General features: G+C 38.9%; 23 protein-coding genes. 2 read left to right on the forward strand and 21 right to left on the reverse strand.

Annotated elements, in window-relative coordinates; translation table 11 throughout:
* Positions 1-171: 171 nt before the first annotated feature.
* On the forward strand, positions 172-867 hold the full coding sequence (locus ACYQ1N_RS00405; protein ID WP_459831381.1) for a sugar transferase: 696 nt from the start codon (positions 172-174) through the stop codon (positions 865-867).
* Between the two features lie 104 nt (positions 868-971).
* Here ACYQ1N_RS00405 and ACYQ1N_RS00410 read toward each other — a convergent pair whose 3' ends face one another.
* The 19 genes from ACYQ1N_RS00410 to ACYQ1N_RS00500 all read right to left on the reverse strand — a co-directional run bounded on the left by ACYQ1N_RS00410 (position 972) and on the right by ACYQ1N_RS00500 (position 19,752).
* Complete coding sequence (locus ACYQ1N_RS00410) at positions 972-1,877, reverse strand: dihydroorotate dehydrogenase (protein WP_459831383.1); 906 nt, start codon at positions 1,875-1,877, stop codon at positions 972-974.
* Positions 1,874-2,644: a dihydroorotate dehydrogenase electron transfer subunit gene (locus ACYQ1N_RS00415; protein WP_459831386.1), complete on the reverse strand. Its 771-nt coding sequence runs from the start codon at positions 2,642-2,644 to the stop codon at positions 1,874-1,876. The genes ACYQ1N_RS00410 and ACYQ1N_RS00415 overlap by 4 nt, the downstream gene beginning before the upstream one ends.
* A 47-nt stretch (positions 2,645-2,691) precedes the next feature.
* Complete coding sequence (gene pyrF / locus ACYQ1N_RS00420) at positions 2,692-3,621, reverse strand: orotidine-5'-phosphate decarboxylase (protein WP_459831388.1); 930 nt, start codon at positions 3,619-3,621, stop codon at positions 2,692-2,694.
* Between the two features lie 69 nt (positions 3,622-3,690).
* Positions 3,691-5,052, reverse strand: coding sequence for a dihydroorotase (locus ACYQ1N_RS00425; RefSeq protein ID WP_459831391.1), 1,362 nt, complete (start codon positions 5,050-5,052; stop codon positions 3,691-3,693).
* A gap of 58 nt (positions 5,053-5,110) precedes the next feature.
* Positions 5,111-6,142: a glycosyltransferase family 2 protein gene (locus ACYQ1N_RS00430; RefSeq protein WP_459831393.1), complete on the reverse strand. Its 1,032-nt coding sequence runs from the start codon at positions 6,140-6,142 to the stop codon at positions 5,111-5,113.
* A 14-nt stretch (positions 6,143-6,156) separates the two neighbouring features.
* Positions 6,157-7,920, reverse strand: a complete 1,764-nt coding sequence (gene argS / locus ACYQ1N_RS00435; RefSeq protein WP_459831396.1) for an arginine--tRNA ligase — start codon at positions 7,918-7,920, stop codon at positions 6,157-6,159.
* Positions 7,921-8,159: 239 nt separating this feature from the next.
* Positions 8,160-9,617: an IMP dehydrogenase gene (guaB, locus tag ACYQ1N_RS00440; protein WP_459831398.1), complete on the reverse strand. Its 1,458-nt coding sequence runs from the start codon at positions 9,615-9,617 to the stop codon at positions 8,160-8,162.
* A gap of 214 nt (positions 9,618-9,831) precedes the next feature.
* Complete coding sequence (rpmE, locus tag ACYQ1N_RS00445; RefSeq protein WP_459831400.1) at positions 9,832-10,035, reverse strand: 50S ribosomal protein L31; 204 nt, start codon at positions 10,033-10,035, stop codon at positions 9,832-9,834.
* A 140-nt stretch (positions 10,036-10,175) separates the two neighbouring features.
* Complete coding sequence (efp, locus tag ACYQ1N_RS00450) at positions 10,176-10,733, reverse strand: elongation factor P (protein WP_459831403.1); 558 nt, start codon at positions 10,731-10,733, stop codon at positions 10,176-10,178.
* Between the two features lie 142 nt (positions 10,734-10,875).
* The gene (gene aroQ / locus ACYQ1N_RS00455) at positions 10,876-11,319 is read right to left on the reverse strand and encodes a type II 3-dehydroquinate dehydratase (protein ID WP_459831406.1); all 444 of its coding nucleotides are present in this window, start codon (positions 11,317-11,319) and stop codon (positions 10,876-10,878) included.
* Positions 11,316-12,836 carry a shikimate dehydrogenase gene (gene aroE / locus ACYQ1N_RS00460; RefSeq protein WP_459831409.1) on the reverse strand — a complete coding sequence of 507 codons (1,521 nt, stop codon included), beginning with the start codon at positions 12,834-12,836 and terminating at the stop codon, positions 11,316-11,318. The genes aroQ and aroE overlap by 4 nt, the downstream gene beginning before the upstream one ends.
* A 49-nt stretch (positions 12,837-12,885) precedes the next feature.
* The gene (locus ACYQ1N_RS00465; RefSeq protein ID WP_459831412.1) at positions 12,886-13,410 is read right to left on the reverse strand and encodes a YqeG family HAD IIIA-type phosphatase; all 525 of its coding nucleotides are present in this window, start codon (positions 13,408-13,410) and stop codon (positions 12,886-12,888) included.
* A gap of 9 nt (positions 13,411-13,419) precedes the next feature.
* The gene (gene nrdR / locus ACYQ1N_RS00470; RefSeq protein WP_459831414.1) at positions 13,420-13,869 is read right to left on the reverse strand and encodes a transcriptional regulator NrdR; all 450 of its coding nucleotides are present in this window, start codon (positions 13,867-13,869) and stop codon (positions 13,420-13,422) included.
* Positions 13,870-13,888: 19 nt separating this feature from the next.
* A complete protein-coding gene (trpS, locus tag ACYQ1N_RS00475) occupies positions 13,889-14,974 on the reverse strand; it encodes a tryptophan--tRNA ligase (protein ID WP_459831416.1) in 1,086 nt (361 codons plus the stop codon).
* A 103-nt stretch (positions 14,975-15,077) separates the two neighbouring features.
* A complete protein-coding gene (locus ACYQ1N_RS00480; protein WP_459831419.1) occupies positions 15,078-16,349 on the reverse strand; it encodes a hypothetical protein in 1,272 nt (423 codons plus the stop codon).
* On the reverse strand, positions 16,321-17,418 hold the full coding sequence (locus ACYQ1N_RS00485) for a glycosyltransferase (protein WP_459831421.1): 1,098 nt from the start codon (positions 17,416-17,418) through the stop codon (positions 16,321-16,323). The genes ACYQ1N_RS00480 and ACYQ1N_RS00485 overlap by 29 nt, the downstream gene beginning before the upstream one ends.
* Complete coding sequence (locus tag ACYQ1N_RS00490) at positions 17,387-18,613, reverse strand: glycosyltransferase family 4 protein (RefSeq protein ID WP_459831424.1); 1,227 nt, start codon at positions 18,611-18,613, stop codon at positions 17,387-17,389. The genes ACYQ1N_RS00485 and ACYQ1N_RS00490 overlap by 32 nt, the downstream gene beginning before the upstream one ends.
* On the reverse strand, positions 18,597-19,607 hold the full coding sequence (locus ACYQ1N_RS00495) for a 3'-5' exonuclease (RefSeq protein ID WP_459831427.1): 1,011 nt from the start codon (positions 19,605-19,607) through the stop codon (positions 18,597-18,599). Before ACYQ1N_RS00495 ends, ACYQ1N_RS00490 begins: the two co-directional genes overlap by 17 nt.
* Positions 19,576-19,752 (reverse strand): hypothetical protein, encoded by a 177-nt coding sequence (locus tag ACYQ1N_RS00500; protein ID WP_459831430.1) that lies wholly within the window; start codon positions 19,750-19,752, stop codon positions 19,576-19,578. Before ACYQ1N_RS00500 ends, ACYQ1N_RS00495 begins: the two co-directional genes overlap by 32 nt.
* A 262-nt stretch (positions 19,753-20,014) precedes the next feature.
* On the opposite strand from ACYQ1N_RS00500, the gene ACYQ1N_RS00505 reads away from it, so the two are divergent.
* Positions 20,015-21,091, forward strand: a complete 1,077-nt coding sequence (locus tag ACYQ1N_RS00505; protein WP_459831432.1) for a mannose-1-phosphate guanylyltransferase — start codon at positions 20,015-20,017, stop codon at positions 21,089-21,091.
* Between the two features lie 244 nt (positions 21,092-21,335).
* Here ACYQ1N_RS00505 and ACYQ1N_RS00510 read toward each other — a convergent pair whose 3' ends face one another.
* Both ACYQ1N_RS00510 and ACYQ1N_RS00515 read right to left on the reverse strand, forming a co-directional pair.
* Positions 21,336-22,994, reverse strand: coding sequence for a sensor histidine kinase (locus ACYQ1N_RS00510; protein WP_459831435.1), 1,659 nt, complete (start codon positions 22,992-22,994; stop codon positions 21,336-21,338).
* Positions 22,991-23,668, reverse strand: coding sequence for a response regulator transcription factor (locus tag ACYQ1N_RS00515; protein WP_459831438.1), 678 nt, complete (start codon positions 23,666-23,668; stop codon positions 22,991-22,993). Before ACYQ1N_RS00515 ends, ACYQ1N_RS00510 begins: the two co-directional genes overlap by 4 nt.
* Positions 23,669-23,670: the final 2 nt, after the last annotated feature.

Genomic DNA, 23,670 nt, shown 5'->3' on the forward strand with positions numbered 1-23,670 from the left:
AATGAAACCGACGCAATTCCGCGTCGGTTTCATTATTTACATAAATGTTTCAAAAATGTTATTTTTTTATAAAATCACTGTTGAGATATTAATCTTTAACATATATAATTTATAATTAGTTTTTATGCTTATTTATAAGCAATTACAATATTATAAGAGGTATTTTGAGAAATGAACTTCTTTGATTTTATTCGTAAATCTAAAAAAAGAAGAAACAATATTTTACAATATAAGCATAACTATCATAAGAAAAAAACTGCTAAGGATATTGCTTATTCAGTCAACAAAAGAATTTTTGATTTTGCCGGAGCTTCCGTAGGCATTATACTTACCGCTCCGGTAATGGCTACCATTGCTCTTCTTATTCATCACGAAGACGGCGGTAATCCGTTTTTTGCCCATGAACGAATAGGTCAATACGGAAAAAGAATACAGGTTCTTAAGTTTCGTACAATGAAGTGTGAAAATGTTCATTTAACAAAAGAACAAAAAAGACAATTAAAAACAGAATTTAAAATTGATAACGATCCCCGAATTACCGAATTGGGTGATTTCTTAAGAAAAAGCAGCCTGGATGAACTTCCTCAGCTCTTTAACATCCTTATCGGAGACTTATCATTAGTAGGACCGAGACCGATTGTTGACGAGGAAGTTCAAATATACGGAGACAAAATTGCAAAGCTTCTTTCCGTTAAGCCGGGACTTACCGGATATTGGCAGGCATATGCCCGTAATAAAGCTACTTATGAAACAGGGCGCAGACAGCATATGGAAATGTATTATGTCGATCACCACAGCACTCTGTTCGATTTTCAAATTTTAATGCATACATTCAGTTCCGTAATTCACAAGCGGGGCGCACAATAAATAAGCGGGCGTACGGAGTCTTAATTTCCGTACGCCCGCTTATTTTAATAATATTTTCTAACATTAACGCATATGTTGTTAAGTACGAATTATATGCATATTTATCATACTATTCCTATAATATCTTTAATACTGTTAATGTTTTTTCTGACCATATAATCTCTTATACCGTCAATTACTTCTATTGCCGTATATGGATTATTAAAGCTTGCGGTACCGACGGATACCGCTGTTGCACCGGCCAAAATAAACTCAAGCGCATCTTCCGCGCATGTTATTCCTCCCATTCCTATAACAGGTATTTTAACACTGTGCGAAGCCTCATAAACCATTCTTACCGCTATCGGTCTTATGGCCGGACCCGAAAGTCCGCCCGTTTTATTTGCAAGAAATATACTCTGTCTTTCAACATCTATCTTCATTCCCGTAACGGTATTAATAAGAGAAATTGCGTCCGCTCCCGCATCCTCTACTGCCTTAGCCATTTCCGTAATACTTGTTACATTCGGAGAAAGTTTCATTATAACAGGTTGTTTGGCATGTGCTTTTATTTCTTTTGTAAGTGCTGCCGCAACATTTTTATCTGTTCCGAAAGCAATGCCTCCCTCTTTTACATTAGGACATGAAATGTTAATTTCCAACATATCCACATCTGTATCGCCAAGAGCTTCCACGGCCTGAATATACTCTTCCGTCGACTTTCCTACTACATTAACGACCGCAACCGTGTCATATTTCTTCATAAAAGGAATGTCTCTGTTCCTGAATACTTCCATTCCCGGATTCTGCAAACCTATGGCATTAAGCATACCGCTTGGAGTTTCTGCCACTCTCGGCGTACCGTTTCCTTCCCATGGTTCTATGGCTACGCCTTTTGATGTTATTGCGCCGAGTCTGTTCAGATCAATAAATTCTCCGTACTCCATACCGGATCCGAATGTACCGGATGCCACGGTAACAGGGTTTTTCCACTTAACTCCCGCTATCTCAACTTCCATGTCAGGTGTCATAACTCTACCTCCTTAGCTTCAAATACGGGACCGTCCACGCATACTCTTGCGTTATTAACATTTGAGTGAGCGTCTTTAGACGTTGTTTTGCACACACACGCAAGACACGCACCGACGCCGCACGCCATACGCTCTTCAAGAGACATGAAAAACGGAATGTTTTTTTGAACGGCAACGTTTTTTATTGCGTTTAACATTACTTTAGGTCCGCAGCCGGCAAATACATCGGCGTCAATTTCATGCTCGTCAAATGCATTGAGAACATTTCCTTTCGTTCCCCATTCACCGCTTTCGGAAGCTATTATTACATTACCGTAATCTGCAAAGTCTTCATTGAGAAACAACTCATCCCTGTATCCTAAAATAACGGTTTTCTCAATATTGATTCTCTTGGAAAGTTCAAGCATGGGAGGAATTCCTATTCCGCCGCCGAATAACACAATATGTTTAAAATTATTATTTATATAATCCACATCATATCCGTTGCCGATAGGTCCCGTAACGGTTATTTTATCACCGACTTCATACGATGCCATTTCACTTGTTCCCGCCCCTACAACTCTGAAATCAAGGCGAATTTCATCATTCTTAACTTCACATATACTTATCGGTCTGGGAAGAAGCTTCGAGTCGTCATTAATATATACGTTTATAAATTGTCCCGGCTTTGCCGCTTTTGCAATGGATTCCGATTTGAAATAAATTTCATATATGTCAGATGACAGCCTGCTCTTTTTTGTAATTTCCACATTTTCATGAAATAACATATTATGCTCCTTGAATAATTTAATAACAGTATTTACAATCGGAAAAATCAATTCAATGCGTTTTCGTTGATATCTTTATTCATATCCTCGGCAGCGCGCCTTGCTGCTTCCGCATAATTACCGCAATCGGAATACATGTCCTTTGTATGCGCAGCAATAATTCCCCTTGAGCTGTTGACAACGGCACCGAGTCCGTCTTTAAAGTAAGGTTTCAGATCGCTTCCCTTACCTCCCTGAGCTCCGTATCCCGGTACAAGAAAATATGTATGCGGCATAATCGATCTGAGCTGCTTTCCGATTTCGGGATATGTTGCACCTACTACTGCGCCTACGTCCGAGTAACCGTACTTTCCGACAGAATCTTCACCCCATTCGGATACCTTATTTGCAACTTCTTCATAAAGAGTATGTTCGCCTATAAGTCTGTCCTGAAAATCTCCGCTTGACGGATTGGATGTTTTAACAAGAATGAATATACCTTTGTCATTTTCTCTGCATACATCCGTAAAAGGCTTTATACCGTCAGAGCCTAAATAAGGATTAACCGTTGCGAAATCTTCGTCAAACGGATTAAACACCCTTTTTTCTCCGTTATATTCAATTTCCACGCTGCCTATGTGTCCTTTTGCATATGAAGTTGACGTGGATCCGATGTCTCCTCTTTTAATATCTCCGATTATGATAAGCCCCTTGCTTTTTGCGTAATCAATTGTCTTTTTATAAGCCGTCATTCCCGGAATGCCGTATTCTTCGTACATGGCGATCTGAGGCTTAATTGCGGGCACAATGTCGTATGTTGCATCTATTATACCCTTATTAAATCTGTAAAAGCACTCTGCAACGGCTTCCAAAGTAGGACCGTATTCCGAAAAAACTTCGTTTTTAATTTCATCAGGTATGAACTTAAGCTGAGGATCAAGACCTATACAGACGTGACTGTTTTTGTTTTTAATTTGCTCAATCAAATTATCTATCATAAAAATTCCCCACAAAAATAAGATTGTTCGGCACTTTGAATACAGTAAAAAACATTTTCAAAGTTACGGTTAAAAGTCTCTTACTTCTTTATCGATTACGGACTCGTTGCCGTCTATATTTCTGTAAATAACCTTTCCGCCGGCAATGGTTGCTCTTACAACACCCTTAACTTTTCTGCCTTCAAACGGAGTGTTCTTGCCTTTTGATAAAAACTTTGAGCTGTCTATTACATATTCCGCATCAGGGTCTATTACAACTATATCTGCAGGTGACGCCTGCTGCAATCTTCCCTTATTGATACCGAGTATTTTTGCCGGATTGTAACTCATTTTTTCGGCCATTTGAAGAGGTGTAAGTATGTTCTTATTTACCAATTCGCTGATAGTAAGCGATACAGCCGTTTCAAGTCCCGTAATTCCGAAAGGTGCGCTTGAAAAGTCCATCTTTTTCTCGGCTCTTGAATGAGGTGCATGGTCTGTTGCGATTGCATCAATCGTTCCGTCTGCCAAACCTTCCAATATGGCCTCCACATCCTTTTTGCTTCTTAAAGGAGGGTTCATTTTGTAGTTTGCATTATTTGGATCCAAGTCGTCTTCCGTAAGAGTGAAATGGTGCGGCGTAACCTCAGCCGTTACTCTTACGCCGGCAGATTTGCCGAAACGAATCAGTTGAACAACGCCTTCCGTGGAAATATGGCACAGATGAATATGGGCTCCCGTATCCTTGGCAAGTATCATATCTCTTGCCGTAATGGTATCTTCCACTGCGTTAAGTATTCCGTAAAGACCGTATTCCTTTGCCTTGTTTCCGGCGTTCATAACTCCCCTTGCTCTGAGGTCTATGTCTTCGCAATGATCAAATACAGGTAAATTATTGAGTGCGGCAAGTCTGAATGCCTGTCTTGCCACTCTTCCGTTCATAACGGATTTACCGTCTTCACTTACGGCAGGGGCTCCGTGTTTCTTAAGAGCCTCAAAGTCTGTTATAAACTCTCCGTCTTCTCCTGCTGTCATCGCAGCAAGCTGTAACACATTTACATAGGTTTCGGACTTGATTTTATCCGTAATTTCATCTAATACGTCTACGGAATCCACTACCGGATTGGTATTAGGCATTGCACATATGGTTGTAAATCCGCCCCTTGCAGCCGCCCTGGCACCTGTTCTTATGGTTTCTTTATGCTCATACCCCGGCTCTCTCAAATGCACATGCAGATCTATAAGACCCGGCATAACAAAACATCCCTCGGCATCTATTACCGAAAGACACTCTTCCGTGCAGTCATTTTCCTTTAAAACCTTTTTTACCTCTTCATCAGTTATGTTTTCTTCTATTTTAACGATGTACTTGTCAACAACCAATACATCTCTTACGGCATCAAGTTTTGTTTCCGGATCAAGAACCCGACCTTTTTTTATAAGAGTAACCATAATTGCTCCTTTCTTATGTTTTAATGATAAATCAAATTTAACGGATAAACCGTTTGGTTTAATTAAATCCCATGTATTTGTTTAATGATCTGTAACCGAATACAAGGAATTTTTTAACAACAGTCTTCTTGGAATTAAATAATTTTCCGAGAATACCATTCCTGATATGAACATACAGTTTAGGATCGCATTCTTTTAAATACTCCCACAATTCATCTTTTTTCCTGAGGGCCTCGTCGGTGCCTGAAACCAGTAAAAGTATCGATGAAACCATGAGAATGTCCAAAAGGTATTTCTCCATATATTTTTTTCTTTTTTTGTATTTGAAATCTTTTACATCGGAATAAAATTTAATCATTCTCTTGTTGATGTGAAGCTGCTGATCTATGCGGGATATCATTACGCTTTCGTTAACAGACTGATCCTCTCTTCCGATAAAGTATCTGTATAAGTTAACATCCGAAAAATACAGCTTTTCTGCACTCATTAAAGGTTCAAATACAAATATGTTGTCCACATAAAACATATGCTCCGGAAGTTTCAATCCGCAGTCCAAAAGCATCTGTCTTCTATACATAACACTGTGCATAAGAATGTATTGATCCAGCAAAAACGAACCTACGTCATTCCATGTAAAAAGCTTATCCGTAGGGAATACATTTTCATAATGCATTCTTTTTTTATGGGTTTTACCCTCTTTCTCATATACATAATTAGCAAGATACATATCCGGTTTTTCATCCTCGGAAAAGCCCTTTAACTTATCAAGTATATACAAGAGGCTGTATTTATCCAGCCAATCATCACTGTCCAACACCTTGATGTATTCGCCTGTTGCGTTTGCGATACCTGTATTGACCGCACCGCCGTGGCCTTTGTTTTCCTGTGTTATGGCTCTGATTATTGTCGGATATTTTTCCTCATATTGTTTTGCAATTTCATATGTATTATCTTTTGTCGAGCCGTCATCCACTATAAGAATCTCTACATCTTCGCCGCCGACAAGAGCTGATTCTATGCTTACATGCATATATTCTGAACTGTTGTAGCAGGGAATGATTACAGACAGATATTTTTTGTTTTCACTCATTGTAATCCTCCATGTTACATTTTATCCGGACATTTTATCGCAAGCATATCTAAACATGCCGTTAATACGTCTTTTGTAAATGCCAAAAGGGCAAGTCTTGAATTTTTAATATACTCATCGCTTTCATTAAGAATATTGGTATCATGATAAAAACCATTGAAAATATCGGCTGCTTCATACATAAACTGGCATATCTTATGAGGAGCAAGTTCTTTGAAGCTTTCGGCAAACACTCCGGAAAATCCCGATAATTTAAGTTCCAATTCCTTCTCTTTATCAGTGAGAGCAGAGCCGATCACGCTGTCGCTTCCCCTGTTATATCCGGCTTTTTCCAAAATTGACTTTATTCTTACTACCGTATAGAGGATATACGGACCCGTATTGCCTTCAAACGAAGTAAATCTGTCAATATCAAAAATATAATCTCTTGTAGCCTGATTTGATAAATCTCCGTATTTTAATGCGGCAAGTCCGACGATCCCCGCTGTTTCATTTATCTCATCTTCAGACAAACGGTTATTTTCCCTCATCTTATCGGCAACCGCCGTCTTTATGTCTTCAATCAGATATTCCAGTCTCATAACGCCGCCGGCCCTTGTCTTAAACGGCTTTCCGTCTTTACCGTTCATGGTTCCGAAACCTAAGAAACGAAGGCTTGTATCTTCCGAAACAAGTCCCGCTTTTTTAGCGGTTCTGAACACCTGTGTAAAATGTAATTCCTGTCTCTTATCCGCTACATAAATATATTCTTTCGGATTATAGGTCTGTTCTCTGTCAATAATAGTGGCAAGATCCGATGTGGCATATAATGCCGCACCGTCTGATTTTCTTACAATACACGGTGGCAGCTCTTTCCTGTCGGTATCTTCCGATATGTCAACAACTAAAGCTCCCTCACTTTCATAAGCGATTCCTCTGTCTTCAAAATCCTTTAACATTGCGTTAATAAAAGGTTGAGCATCCGATTCGCCCTTCCATACATCGAATGATACATCCAGGTTATCGTAATTTTTCTTCAAATCGGCTTTGGACAATGCCATTATATGATTCCAAATTGCGGTATATGCTCTGTCTCCGTTTTGAAGTCTGAGCGTGGTATCCTGTGCTTTGGCAAGAAATTCTTTATCTTCCTTCGATCTTGCGCTTGCTTTTGGATATATCTGTTCCAGTTCATCGAGAGTAAAAGGAGGCTCCTTTGGATATTCTCCTTTATATTCACTGTCAAAATAAACAAGGTCCGGTTTATCGGTCCTCAGCTGCTCTATGATAAGTCCCATTTGGAGTCCCCAATCACCGAGATGTACATCCGCTACAATATCGGCTCCGGCGAATTTATACATTCTCTTAATGCTTTCACCTATTACGGCACTTCTTAAATGACCTACATGGAGCGGTTTTGCAACATTTGCGCCGCCGTAATCTATTATTGTTTTTCTGCCCTCTGAATCTGATTCATATCCGAACTTATCGGCATTCCACATATTGTTAATATATTCAGAAATAAATTTTTCCGTTACCGAAATATTAATAAAGCCGGGCTTTGCAGCCTCAACTTTGGAGAAAACTTCGGTTTCTTCCGATAAAAAGGAAACCACTGCTTCAGCAATCTCCATCGGATTCTTCTTTTCCTTTTTGGCAAGCGCCATACATCCGTTACATTGAAACTCGCATAAATCAGGTCTCTTAGACGAAGAAACCGTACCGTATTCACGGTCAAACCCCGCCTTTTCAAATGCATCAGATACCTTATCACTTACAAGCTCCGTAAATAATTTCATAATTATATAATGTCCTTCTAAAAATATATTTCAAATATGATTATTATAGTCCAATGATATATTATATCAAAATATACATAATGATTAAACCGCGAATTCAATATACAAATGCCTGTTATGGAATAGTTTTCGGACATTGATTATTGGTATGTATTTTACACATTAAAAAGCGCAACGGCTTAAAACCGCTGCGCTTTTTAAATTTGATTATATATTTAAATGAAATAGCCGTATGTAAATTATTCGTCTACACTGTAGTTAGGAGCTTCCTTGGTAATATGAATGTCATGAGGATGACTTTCACGAAGAGCCGCAGAACTCATCTTAATGAACTTGGCTGTATCCTGTAATGTAGGAATGTCTTTTGCTCCGCAATATCCCATACCTGAACGAATACCTCCGACAAGCTGGAATATAGTATCTTCCAGCTGACCCTTGTATGCTACTCGACCTTCAACGCCTTCAGGAACGAGCTTCTTTGCGTCTGTCTGGAAATATCTGTCCTTGCTTCCGTTTTCCATAGCCGCTATGGAACCCATACCGCGGTATACTTTAAACTTTCTGCCCTGGAATAATTCAAACTCTCCCGGTGATTCGTCACATCCTGCAAGAAGACTTCCGAGCATACATACATTTCCGCCTGCGGCAAGAGCTTTAACAATATCTCCGGAATATTTGATGCCGCCGTCGGCAATTACAGGAATACCGTGTTTTTTAGCTTCCGAATATGCATCCATAACAGCCGTAATCTGTGGTACGCCGATACCTGCCACAACTCTTGTTGTACATATGGAACCCGGTCCGATACCTACCTTAATGGCGTCAACGCCTGCTTCGCAAAGTGCCTTGGCAGCTTCCGCCGTAGCAATATTACCGGCAATAACCTGAAGATCCGGAAATGCGGCTTTAATGTCTTTAACGGCCTTAATGATATTCTTTGAATGACCGTGAGCCGAATCAAGAACAATACAGTCTACCTTTGCGTTAACGAGAGCTTCCACTCTGTCCATAATATTGGTTGTGATACCGACAGCCGCTCCGACGAGAAGTCTTCCCTGCTCATCATGCGCGGAATTAGGATACTGAATCTGCTTCTCAATATCTTTAATCGTAATAAGACCCTTTAACTTAAAGTCCTTATCAACAATAGGGAGTTTCTCTTTTCTTGCATCTCTGAGAATGGCCTTTGCTTCATCGAGAGTAATGCCCACCGGTGCCGTAATGAGGTTCTCGCTTGTCATTCTCTCGCTGATCTTCTTTGAGAAATCCTTTTCGAATTTAAGGTCACGGTTAGTGATGATACCCACAAGTTTGCCTGAATCATCAACAATCGGAACACCTGAGATTCTGAACTTTCCCATAAGATTATTTGCATCCGCAAGAGTATCGTCCGCATGTAATGAAAACGGATCGGTGATTACGCCGTTCTCCGAACGCTTAACCTTGTCTACTTCCTCTGCCTGCTCTTCAATGCTCATGTTCTTATGAATAATACCGATACCGCCCTGTCTTGCCATGGCAATGGCCATTCTGTGTTCGGTAACCGTATCCATACCCGCACTCATAAGAGGAATTTTAAGTTCAATCTTATTTGTAAGTTTTGTCTTTAAATCAACTAAATTAGGTGTAACCTCTGAATATTGCGGTACAAGAAGCACATCATCAAATGTAATTCCTTCTCCAATAATCTCGCTCATTACTACCCCTTCCCTTTCTAAAAAAATTATAGTTTCGATAAATTCTGTTTGTATATTCTTAAAAATATATCATTGGAATATGCTTTAGTCAATTATATTTGTGCCCTGTTTTTAAATAAAACCATATTAACAAAGCCTTACTCCCGGTAATTCGGATATTAATAAGACAAATAAAAAGACTCGGATAAAATCCGAGTCCTTTTGATGTTTACAATTAGTTTGAAACACCGTACTTCTTGTTGAACTTATCAATACGACCACGAGCTGCCGTTGCCTTCTGCTGTCCTGTGTAGAATGGATGGCACTTTGAGCAAACTTCTACGTGAATCTCCGGCTTTGTTGAACCTGTAACAAATTCGTTACCGCAGTTACATACAACTTTTGCCTGATAATATTCTGGATGAATATCCTGTCTCATTATTGTCACCTCTTTAAAAATATTATCTCGAACTAATCTCTATGGATTAACACAATACAGTTTATTATGCAATAAACAAAATCAAAAATCAAGTGTTTTTATATAAGTCCCGCTGCTTAATATACGGTCAACATTGAACATTATACTCTTGATAAGTATTCTCCGGTTCTTGTATCAATCTTAATAGTATCACCCTGATTTACAAATAAAGGAACCATAACCTGAGCGCCTGTTTCAACGATGGCAGGCTTAGTTGCGCCTGTTGCCGTATCACCCTTAACGCCCGGCTCTGATTCGGTAATCTCAAGTTCCACAAATAAAGGCGGATCGATTGAAAATACATTTCCCTGGTGTGAAAGGAGCTTAACTACTTCATTTTCCTTAACAAACTTTAATGCATCTCCTACGGTATCGGCATTAAGAGCGATCTGCTCATATGACTCCGTATCCATAAAGTTGTAAAGATCACCGTCTTTATAGAGATACTGGTAATCTCTTTTATCAATATGAGCCGTCTCAAACTTCTCGGTAGGTCTGAATGACTTTTCAACAACGCCGCCGCTCACAATGTTTTTTAATTTTGTTCTTACGAAAGCCGCGCCTTTTCCGGGTTTAACATGCTGAAATTCGATAATCTGCCAAATACCGCCATCCATCTGAATTGTAAGACCGTTCTTAAAATCGCCTGCACTAACCATTTTTTATTCCTCCAAACATATACATATAACCATATCAATTACAAACTATGATTATTGGCTTAACATCTAATAATCATATAACAAAACCATTCTCAGAGCAATAATAAATAACATCTCCGATTACATTTGTAATATTAAATTGTCAAAGTTTCGATCTTAAAATATTAATCAATGCGTCAAGGGCACATTTATAACCGTAAATACCCAATCCCGAAATTTGGGCGGTACAAACCGGAGCAGTAAGCGAAACATGTCTGAACTCTTCCCTGGCATGTACGTTTGATATATGCACCTCAATCTTAGGTACATCCACTGAGGCCAGTGCATCTCTTATCGCGATACTGTAATGAGTATAAGCTCCCGGGTTAATAATGATACCGTTAACCCCTTTAATATATGCGTCTTGGATTTTGTCGATTATTTCTCCCTCGCAATTGCTTTGATAACATTCAACCGATACGTTTCGATACTTTGCATAATCGTATATTGTATTCAGCAATGTGTCGTAATTGTCGGAACCGTAAATATGCTTCTCCCTGATACCTAAAAAATTAATGTTAGGTCCGTTAATCACCAAAATTTTCATGTTTCTTTACCCTGCTTTTTGTGAAATGGTACACGTCTGTTTTTTCGCTTATAACCTTTGCTGTTATAATTTTTTATTTTTCTGTGAATTACCTGATATATCTTAGGAAAATATACCCCGTCGGTTCTGATTACTATATGCGCGCCGTCGAGATAAGACGGCTCTCTGTCTGAAAGAGTTTTTCTTATAAACTCTCTTCTCTCCTCGCCTTCTTTACCGAACAGAAGCGGACGCCTTGCATCATAACGAAGTCGACCGTATAATTCATCGGATCCGGCCCTGAGATATACGACCGTACCTATTTTTTTAAGTATACTTCTGTTTTCCTTTCGAAGCGGCGTTCCTCCTCCGACTGAAATAACACAATTACTTATACCGGCTGAAAGCATTTTCTTTAAGAAATCGGTCTCGATATTCCTAAAGCCCTCTTCTCCCTCAGACTCAAATATTTCACTTATGGTTCTGCCGCACTCTTTCTCGATTTCTTTATCCGTGTCTATAAATATTTTGCCCGTTCTTTTTGAAATCCAGTGACCTAAAGTTGTTTTGCCGCTTCCCATATATCCCGTAAGTATAATATTATCTTTAGGTTTCGGTGTCCCCGCACATACGGCAAATAAATCGTCCGTCGGTTCTTTGCTGATTCCGAATGAATCCGTCAGTTTTCTCTTCGTACAGCTTACCATGTGAGATGTAATTTCCAAGTCCGGAAACCACATTTTATATGATTCGACAGCCTGATATAAAAGCATATCAAGACCGTTAATCGATTTTTTACCGTGTTCGGTCAATTTTTTCATAAATGATGTTTCATACGGATTGTATATTACATCAAATCCGAAAGCTGCTTTTTCGTATAATGATGAAGATTCCAGAATACAATCATCATTATTAGGATACATACCTACATTGGTAGTCTGTATAAGCAGAAAATCATTAATATTTAATTTATCGGCTGATTCATAGTCATGTATATGAATGTCGATTGCCTTGTATCCGTAATATTTATTTAATGCGTTTCGTATACTTATACTTTTCTCTTTTGTTCTGTTTAGTATATATATACTTTGTATTCCGGCCTCGGCGAGAGCAAAACATATGGCTCTTGCAACACCTCCCGCACCGAGCACGCAGGCCTTTTTACCCCTGATGTCAAATCCCGCTTCTTTTATCGAGCGGGCAAAGCCCAATATGTCGGTATTGGCACCTTTAAATCCGCCTTCGGTTCTTATCAGAGTGTTAACGGCACCAACCGCTTCGGCAAGAGGATCTGTTTCAACCAAATGCTCCATAACACTTTCCTTATAAGGAACGGTTACATTCATTCCCTGTATACCGAGGGCATAGGCTCCGTTTATTGCATCGCCGAGTTTATCCTTCTCCACACAAAATGTGGTATATGCCATATCATTTCGCGTCATAAAGGATATACTGTTATGAATCATCGGAGATAAGGAGTGTTCGGTAGGATTACCTATAAGAGCACACATTTTAGTTGTGCCTGTTATATCCTTCATGTATTTTAGTACCTTTCTGTAGTATTCGGCAGATTAAAATCAAATAAAATCACTTAAATAAACCGTTATAGTCCCCTATATTGTGTTTTTTAAGATACACCCTCTTAACCGGAGCTTCCAACATTCTTTTTAACTTTATATGAAATGGTTCTTTCTTTGAAAGAGGTCTTACCAATATTGACTTTATTGAGGCGGCATTTGCACCTGCAATATCCGTAAACATCTGATCTCCTATAAAAACAGCTTTTTCTCTCTCAATTCCCATTCGTTCTATTGCCGCATTATATCCCTTAGCAAGCGGCTTGCCCGCATCGGCAACATATTCGGCACCAACCTGTTCCGCAAACGGAGCAACTCTTTCTTCATGGTTATTCGAAATAAGAATGTATTTAAACCCTATCTCGTCCAATTCCCGAAATAATTTTACAGCATTATTTTTTGCCGGCGCCCCGTGCTGTGTCAGCGTATTGTCTATATCAAATATTAATCCTCTGAACCCGTTATCAAACAGGAGTTGAAAATCAATATCATATGTTGAATTAATGTATGCACTCGGAATTAAATGAAGCCCCATATAATCTCCTTACTTATTTAAAAACTGCTGAATCTCCTCTAAAAATGTATTAACATCTTTAAATTCTCTGTATACAGATGCGAATCTTACATATGCAACCTCATCAACATCTTTTAACTGCTGCATTACATACTCTCCGATTACGTTTGTTGAAATTTCTCTGCTTCCGTAATTAAATATCTCCGTCTCAACCGCATCCGTCATTTTATCTATTAATTCCGTTGAAACCGGTCTCTTGTGACATGAACGGCTGATGCCGGACTTTATTTTATCTCTGTCATACGGTTCTCTTGTATTGTCCTTTTTTATAACCATAAGGGGAATACTTTCTATTCTTTCATATGTAGTAAAACGCTTATGACAACTTTCACATTCTCTTCGTCTGCGAATTTCACCGTTGTCGGTAGGTCTTGAATCTATTACCCTGCTGTTGAGTTCCCCACAAAATGGACATTTCATATATTAACTCCTATAGTTGTCAATCGGCATACTTTTCGGACTGACTTTTGATAAGCTCCTCGTCTTCAAAGTAATTGATACGCATGGCTTCCTTAACCTTTCTGAGAGTCTCGTTGGAAGCTTCTATTGCTCTTTCCGTTCCCTGTCTTAATATATCATATACCTTAGGGATGTCTTTCTCATACTCCGCTCTTCTTGCCCTTATAGGCGAAAGCATTCTGTCAAGAACTTTATTGAGAAACTTCTTTATTTTCACATCGCCCAATCCGCCTCTCATATAATGAGCTTTCAGCTCATCCATGGAACTGTATTCAGGCAAGAATTTTTCAAAATCCGCCTCTTCCGAAAAGGCGTCAAGATATGTAAATACGGTATTTCCCTCTACTTTACCGGGATCTTCTATCCTTATATGGTTAGGATCCGTATACATTCCCATTACTTTCTTTTTTACTTCCTCCGGAGTATCCGAAAGGTAAATGCAGTTTCCGAGGGACTTGCTCATTTTTGCTTTTCCGTCCGTTCCCGGTAATCTTCTGCATGCATCGTTTGAAGAAAGCATACTCTCAGGTTCAACAAGAACCTCTCCGTATGTGGAATTAAACTTTCTCACAATCTCTCTTGCCTGTTCAAGCATCGGCTCCTGATCTTCTCCCGCCGGAACAACATTTGCACCGAACGCTGTAATATCTGCAGCCTGACTTATCGGATATGTAAAAAATCCTACCGGAATATTCGTATCAAAACCTCTCATTGTAATTTCCGACTTCACTGTAGGATTTCTCTGCAGTCTTGATACCGTAACAAGATTACTGTAATACATTGTAAGTTCCGGGAGAGCAGGCAACATTGACTGTATGAATATATTGGATTTTTCCGGATCTATACCGGCTGATAAATAATCCAGAGTTACCTCCAGAATATTCTGTCTTATTTTTTCCGGATTGTCGGCGTTATCCGTCAACGCCTGTGTATCCGCAACCAAAATAAATATTTTGTCATATTCCCCTGAGTTTTGAAGTTCAACCCTTTTTCTCAACGAACCTACATAATGCCCTAAATGTAACTTACCTGTGGGTCTGTCGCCCGTAAGAATTATTTTTGCCATTTTTTAAGTCCTTTTCTCTGTATATTTTTGTGAAAAATTCTAACACAAAATAAAATAGCGGTCAAAATGTGTACTGTTTATGCGACTCTGTTTACAGAGATCCTTATACATTTGACTGTTCTCTTATATTTTTAAATTCCCGTGTATAAAATATATCTTTGTTTTTTGTGAATCCGCTTATGAAATAGTTTAAAAATCCGAGTATGAACACCTGAGGAATAAACAAATCCACAAACAGCATGGTCGCATTAACAAAGTTGGACAGTGAAATGGTAATAAGCACGGCAAGGAGAGTATAATGTCCTTCTCTTGCGGCTCTGTAGATAAACACTGTATAAATGAACAGAATTACCGAAAGCGCAATAACACCGTATGCGAAATAATAGTATAAATAACCGTTATCTATGAAAAATTTAGGATTATTTGCGCTGTATTCCATTCCTTCCGGAAGATTCCCCACCATTTTCACTTTCTGACCTGTGAATGTAAGAGAATATTTATCAAATGCCTGTCTCGTAAATGTGAGTCTTCCCACTAATTTTCCGTCAAGCCAATTAAGGAAATTATGGGCATTCGGATTAAAGAAATATGAAGTTATAAATGAAATAACAGTTACAACTCCGGGTATTGCCGCGCAGAAGCAGGCAAATATTTTATTTTTAACAAATACGTTTCTTCCCAATCTGACTGCTACGTATACCGCAAATAATATTACCTCACTTAAAAACATAAGTCTGTTATCGGTGATTTTGAAAACAAGATAATCCAAAGCCAATATAATCGGAATTTCCCAATATTTAAAACTGTTTTTTCTCAGGTACAGGTATCCCATTGTCAAAATAAACGCACAATATGAAACAGTTGCGTAAGCGTCAAATCCGAACGAATCGACGTAGAACACGTCATCTCCGTGTATTCTTATAAATTTAAGATTTTCGGCAAAGCCCAATGCGCAACATATCGGAACAAACGCCAACATTCCCGCTACGGCAATAAAAGACGTTTTTACGAGATCATAGAATCTTGTTCCGAACGACCCCATAATAAATAATGCCAAAAAAACGACTTCTTTATTATATTGCCACATTCCGGTCAGCGAAAACGCCCCGGCGACGACCAGTACATCGGCCGTTATCCATTTAACGGACTTGTGGTCTCTGATAATAAGCCTCAGTATAAGCAGTGTGATGACAAGAACCGTAACACCGCCTGTTGCATATCTTCCGGGATGGTATGCAATTTTGCTTCTTATCCATATTTTAAATATGATATAAATTCCGAGAGCCACATATACAAGAATTGCGCTTTTTTTAGATCTGATATCAACTAAATTATCATCTGTCATATCAACGAACCCTTCTCTTCCCTTCAGCAATACCTAAAGCTCTCTTTGTAAAATATCCCGACGACACCCTGTCGGAAAATCTTTTTATGTTGTTAAGCATTTCACCGTATTGCTCTTCGGTAATATTCTTTCTTTTAACGGCAATATCATCTAATGAGTCTATCGTAAATCCGAGATTATATTTTTCAACCAATTCCGCAAGCGCCGCCTGCTTCCATATAATGATAGGAAGTCCTGCCGCCAGATATAAAGAGAACTTATGAGGGTTATTTATTCTTAAGTACTCTCCGTACTGACCCCTGCACATGTCAATGTCGGTTCCGTCCCATACAAGACCGTAGCTGCCTTCCAGAATTCCCGGAAGTTTATCCGCATCTCCCACACCTTTATATGTATAGTCGATATTTTTCAATCCGCCCTCGTCAAGATTAATTCCGTAAAGGTTAAAGCTAGTTCCCACATTATGATCAAAATTGTAAAGATATGTTGCCTTTTCGGGAAAAAGATTTCCCGCAATAACCACGGGTGCATCTATGCGTATTCTATCCGACGCAGGGACTTCATTTTCGCTCTTTTCCCACATATAATCAAATACTCCCAGGGTTATGAGTTTTGACGGTTTATATCCCGTCGCCTTCATTATGTCTTTCATGCATGTGTTGTGAACTATTATTTTATTAAATAACGGTAATGCGAATTTATCTTCAAAATAATAATAATTTTTGAAAAATTTGTTGCGTCTATCCCATCTTAATGTGTCCATATCATGAACTATGGCAATAAGACGGACGCCTCTTCTTCTCAAATCAACCACAAGACTTCTGAGTCTTACCCAAAAATGAGGCGGATACTGAACCAATAATACGTCACCTGCCTTAAGGTGTGCCGTCGCCTGTCTCCACATTCTTGTGTTCTTTAAGATATATGCCGCCTCATTAATTTTCTTTTTAAAACCCGTAACATTGTCTATTTCTTTACAGTTAACGGTTATCCTCTTATATCCGACAGAGTCCAAAATGTTAAATATATCTACTCTCGCCTTGGATGTCGCTATATTGCTCCACTTTTCAGGATCGATTTCTTCTATGTAGTACTTCATCATACACCTCTAAAATATTATTGATATTATTATCTATACTAAATGTATTATAAGCATATTTCTGCCCTTCCAGGGCAATCTTTTTCATGCTTTCCCTGTTATCGGCAACTCTTTTTAACGCCTTAAACAACCCCTTTGCCCCTTCTTCGGAATCATAGAGAAGTCCCGTAACACCGTCTTTTATCAATTCCGATGTTGCGGCGGTTTCCGAGTCGGAACCCACAACCAGTGCGCCGCTGAGCATTCCTTCCACGGTTGTGAGTCCAAATGCTTCACTCTTTGAGCACATACATAATACATCGTAATCGGTGAGAACTTTGTTTACGTTGTCAACATATCCCTTAAGATGAACCGTGTCGGATAATCCGTTTCTTGCTATATATGCTTTTAAACTATTTTCATAATTAACGTTATTAGTATTGCCGTATATATCGGCCGTAACTTTAATTCCCGATTTTACAAGCATATTTACGGCTTTAATTAAAATATCCTGTCCCTTGTTGGCATGTATTCTTCCGGTCATTACTATTCTGATAACGTCATTTTTTAAAATATCCCTTGACGAATAAAACTTTTCGACATCCACACCGTCATATATTCTGATTATTTCTTTTTTAATATGAGGCTGAAAGTGATTTTTTATCATATCCGATACGGCTATTACGGCATCAGCCCTGTTAAGCATGTTGTAGGATCTTTTTTCGTTTACGAATTTGTGATTTAAACCCGATGAAAGCAGCTCTCTGATATGCCAAACAACCGGTATCCCCATTTTAAACGGCATTAATGCCGGAAGACCGCTTGTTACCGCATTGATGTGAACCAAGTCGATATCATGCTTCTTAATTATTGATTCCATTCTGCTGCTTACGTCCTTAACGGATATACTTTGTACAATCTTATGTATCGGCTGTTTATATATACCGGAATAATAAATTTTTGCGGCAATATTTTTCCATTGTTTATCAAAATTAATGTTGGTATGTCTGAACCACATGGTTACATATTGATACAGAGGTTCAACCGTAATTCCGCATTTTCTTAATTCTCTTCCGAGTTCGCCCGGAGGTGCCGCCACCACTGCATTTACTCCCCGACGCTTAAGATTCTGAGCAATCATAAGTACGCATTGGCTCGCTCCGTTAGTCAATTTGCCGTTAGTGCTTACAAGCAATATATTATTCATTTTTTTCATATTCTTTCTGTTTTTCTCTTTCGTGGTCTCTTTTCTCTCTTATGAATTCCGCAGCTGATTCATCTATTCTGTTCATATTGCGTACTCCGTAAAAATATCCCAAATCGCTTTTTTTCACTTTGAACTTTGCGCTTATAAGACCGTGTTTTTTGCATTTAAATACGGCATAATAATTTTTATTATCCGAAAACCAACGAACAACTCTTTCCATGGTTTCACTGCATATAAAGCAGCTGCCCTTTCTTAATTCCCTGTACTTTGTGGCCTTTTCTTTACAGTCAAACCCTCTCGTAATATATTCTTCGGAAAATCCCGATCTTTTGCGAATTTCCTCCGACGGCTTTTTGGGTATTCTGTAAGTATCCACGCTTACGTTTTCCACCAATTCCTCATCTTTTAACTTCTGCATTACCTGCGCGGTGTATTGAGCATCGTGAATGGCTCTGTGATATTGCATGGATTGTGTAATGCCGAGGGCTTTAACGGCGGATTCGAGACTCGGGCTCATATTGCCGTCAAGATATTGTTTGCTGTATACCTTTTGAAGGTCAAAATAAAGAAAAGGCATAGGAAAATGATTCTCTATGCCGTAGTAACTCATATTCCTTTGAAACTGTATAAGGTCAGCTTCACCCCATGTACAGAAATAAAAATCAGTGCCGCACCAATTAATAAACTCTTCGTATACGGTCTTAAAATCTTTACCCTTTTGTAAGTCTTTCATTGTGATAGGCAACATATTTTCAACAGCTTTATGCAGCTTGAAATAAACCTGAGGTCGTATCAGTCTGTCAAAGGAACTGATAAAGTTTTTATTTTCATCAAGCTTAACAGCGCCTATCTCAATAATTTCAAAGGGTATCTTACTGCCGCTTTTATTTGCAATAACTCTGCCTGTAGGAGACTGATTCCATTCTAAGTCAAATACAATGTATTGCATATTAACCACTTTCTTCCAACAATCAACCTGTTTTATTATTCTCTCCGTCTTCATTTGCATCCTTCGATACAAATGTGCCCGATTTCGTGTGCTTTTCGTTTTTCTTAACCTTTTTTGCGGGTTTAATTCTTAACATAATCACTAACAGCCCGATAAAAATTGCGGCAAATACTGATATGTATACAATAATTAAAACCATTAACACCTCCGAATATTATCTTCTAATTATAAGAAAAACACGGCTGTTATGCAAGGATTATAATGTTTCTTAAGAACACGTATACATATGATTTAAGGCAATAAATACTTACGTTTCAATATGATTCGGCATGCAGTTTTGGTTTTGACTTTTATATATGCAATCATATATAATGTCTTATTAGTTTTATTAGTTTTCACAGAGTATATTTGCGGATTTTCCGTTGCATATATCAGGTGTTTTGGAGTTAATGGAGGATATTATGATCAAAACTGCTCTTATTATGGCCGGAGGTAAAGGTGAAAGATTTTGGCCGAGAAGCAGACAGTCTTTACCCAAACAATTTTTATCATTGACAGACGATGACAAAACAATGATTCAGCTTACAATAGAGAGAATCGGTTCAATCGTTGATATAGAAAATGTTTATGTTGTAACCAACAGGGATTATAAAGGCCTTGTAAAAGAACAAATTCCCGGCATTCCGTCGGAAAACATAATATGCGAGCCTGTCGGACGAAACACTTCTCCGTGTATAGGGCTCGGGGCTGCGCATATAAAGCATAAATATCCCGATGAAGACGTTACGATGATTGTTCTTCCGTCAGATCATTTAGTTAAAAACAACGATATCTTTACGGATACGTTGAATCACGCCTGTGAAATTGCGGAAAGCGGTCCCAATCTTGTAACTATCGGAATAACTCCCAATTATCCCGAAACAGGATACGGATATATTAAATATAATGAACAAAAACCCGAGGGCAATTCATTTGCCGTTGATTCATTTGTTGAAAAACCGGATCTTGAAACGGCAAAAAAATATCTCAAGGACGGCAATTACCTTTGGAACAGCGGTATGTTCATATGGAAGCTGTCAACCATAACCGAATGTTACAGGAAATTCCTTCCTGATATGTATTCTTCATTATCGGAAATTGAAAAGTCAATCGGTACCGCTTCCGAAAAGGAATGTGTTAACAATATATTCCCTAACATGGAAAGTATTTCAATTGATTACGGAGTTATGGAAAAATCCGACAGCATCTATATTATACCGGGCAACTTCGGTTGGGATGACGTGGGTTCTTGGCTTGCCGTAAGCCGTATAAATAAAACGGACTCCGATAATAATATAATAAGAGGCAATGTAGTTTCTCTTGGTGTAAAAAATTGCATAATCGAAGGTTCTGATAAGCTTATCGCCGCTGCGGGTATAGAAGATTTAATCGTAGTCGATTCCGGTGACGCCATGCTGATAATACCTAAGGAAAAAGCCTGTGATATTAAAGAACTTATTGCAAAAATACGCAATAATAATTTAGAAAAATATTTATAAATGTTTCGATTTAATATGTCGTACAAACAGATATATGATATTAACCTATTTGCTGTCTGAATCATAAAAGCCGGACAGCGGGTTATCCGTACTTAAAAGGGACACGATCCGCGGGAAATATGAGGTAATCCCTCAATCTCCCGTCGGTCGTGTCCCTTTTAATAATTATATAACATAATATTTAATTCATAAAATGTAAAAAACTGTTAAAATTACATTCGCCCCGACATGCCGGTTTGCACAATTAATCTTTTTGAAGTTTAATTGTAACGGTCGTTCCTTCTCCCGACTTACTTTCAAGCTTTATCGAGCCATCATGATAAGCGGTTGCATGCTTTACTATGGAAAGGCCTAAACCTGTACCGCCGGTTTCTTTTGAATGACTTTTATCGGCACGGTAAAAACGTTCAAATATTCTGCCCTGATGTTCAATCGGAATGCCGATTCCCGTATCGCTGACGGAAAGAATTGCGTCAGCGTTATCACTCTTAACATCTATAATAACGCTTCCACCCTCCTTATTGTAACGAATTGCATTATCGCAAAGGTTGTATATTATTTCATATATGTATCTTCTGACACCGTTTATAATGCAATGTTCTCCTCTCAGACTTATATCTACATTCTTTTTCTCCGCCGCCTGAGACAGGATCTCAACAACTTCATTTGCAACTCCGTAAACATCAACCGGCTCCTTCGGAACCTCATTATTCTCATCCAGCTGCGACAGCCTGATTATGTCATTAATAAGGGAAACCAGCCTCGAGGCTTCTTTCTTTATATTTCCGATAAATTTTTTCGTATCTTCCGGTTTTACAAGATCATTTTCCAGCAGTTCGGCGCTTCCGATTATGGATTGCAGCGGTGTTTTCAATTCATGGGAAACATTGGCGGTAAATTCCTTACGATTTCGCTCGGCAAATACCATTTCAGTGATGTCGAAACATAAGATTACAACACCTATTGTTTCTCCTTCCGATTCCGTGCGATTTACCATAAACTGATATTCTTTTCCGCCTGCTTCCTTGCGAAATTCACTGTGCTTTCCGCCGTTTAGTGCCTTTTTTACGGCTTCGTTCATCTCCGGACTTCTGTTTACCACGAGAAAATCACGCCCAATTACGGAATCATCTGTCTCAAACAGATTTTTTGCGGCACCGTTGATACTTAACACAATTCCGTTTTTATCGAGTATAACAAGACCTTCGTTCATTGAATCCGTAATCTGTTTAAATTCATCGGATCTTCGTTTCAGCTCATGTACCTGCCACGTAATCTGCTTATGCTGTTTGCTCAGCTTTTCCAGAATCGGCGTCAGTTCTTCGTATGTATCGTTCTCCTCGGGATTATCAAGATTTATGGAATTCAGCGGTTTTACAATATTCTTTGCCATTCTGTGAGACAATATGAGAGCAATAATAACCGCAATGATAAATATTGCAATTATAGCCGGAAGCATGCCCAAAAGCAATCCGCCGACGGAGGCCTGGCTGACGGAAATACGAAGAATGTCTCCGTTATCTAACTTTACCGCTTCATAAAACGTACGTTCAGTCAATGTTGATGAATATCTGTCACTGCTGCCTCTGCCGTATTTCAATGCTTCCGATACTTCATCACGATTTAGATGGTTTTCCATATTTTTAGCATCAGCCTGTGTATCGTAGAGCACTTCTCCGTCAGGCGATATCATTGTTAAACGAAAAACCGAAGAATTAAACTTTTCAAAGTATTTAACACCTTCGTCGTTTACGCTTGCGGTGACGATGGAAAGCTCATCTTTGAGCCTTGAAACCTGAAGCTTCACAAAATAGTTATATAAAAAGCCGCTTGCCGTGAAAAAAACAGCCAAAAAAACGATCATCGTAACAGCCATAACGGAACGAAAAATCTTTTTGCTCATTTGGAACTCCCCATTTTATAACCGACACCGATAACCGTTTTTATCTGCGAACCGGCTTCTCCCAACTTCTGGCGGAGAGTCTTAATATGCATGTCTACCGTTCTTGATTCTCCGAGGTAATCCACGCCCCAAACTTCAGAAAGAAGCTTATCTCTCGAAAATACGATCCCGGGGCTGTTCATAAAAAGTTTCAACAGCTTGTATTCCTTAAACGTAAGGGTTATCTTCTCTCCCTTAACGGTAACAAGGTGTTCCTTGTCAATCAGTACGATATCTCCCACCGAAACCGTGTCATCATTTTTCTCTGCCGACTCACATCGTCTAAGAACAGCTTTTATTCGGGAAACCATTTCCATAACTCCGAACGGTTTTACAAGATAATCATCTGCTCCCGTATCAAGTCCGTATATTTTATCCATTTCCGTACCCTTTGCGGTTGCCATAATAACAGGTATCCCCTTAGTCAGAGGATTATTCCGTATTTCCCTGAGTACTTCAACGCCGTCTTTGCCCGGAAGCATAATATCAAGCACTATAAGTTCGGGTTTTTCCGTTCTCAGCGCCTCAAGCATTGAGATTCCGTCGGAAAATCCCCTTGCTTCAAAGCCCGTTTGTGTTAATGTATAAACTTCTATTTCTCTTATTGTATCATCGTCATCAACACACCAAATCATAA

This window comes from Howardella ureilytica, assembly GCF_054657495.1.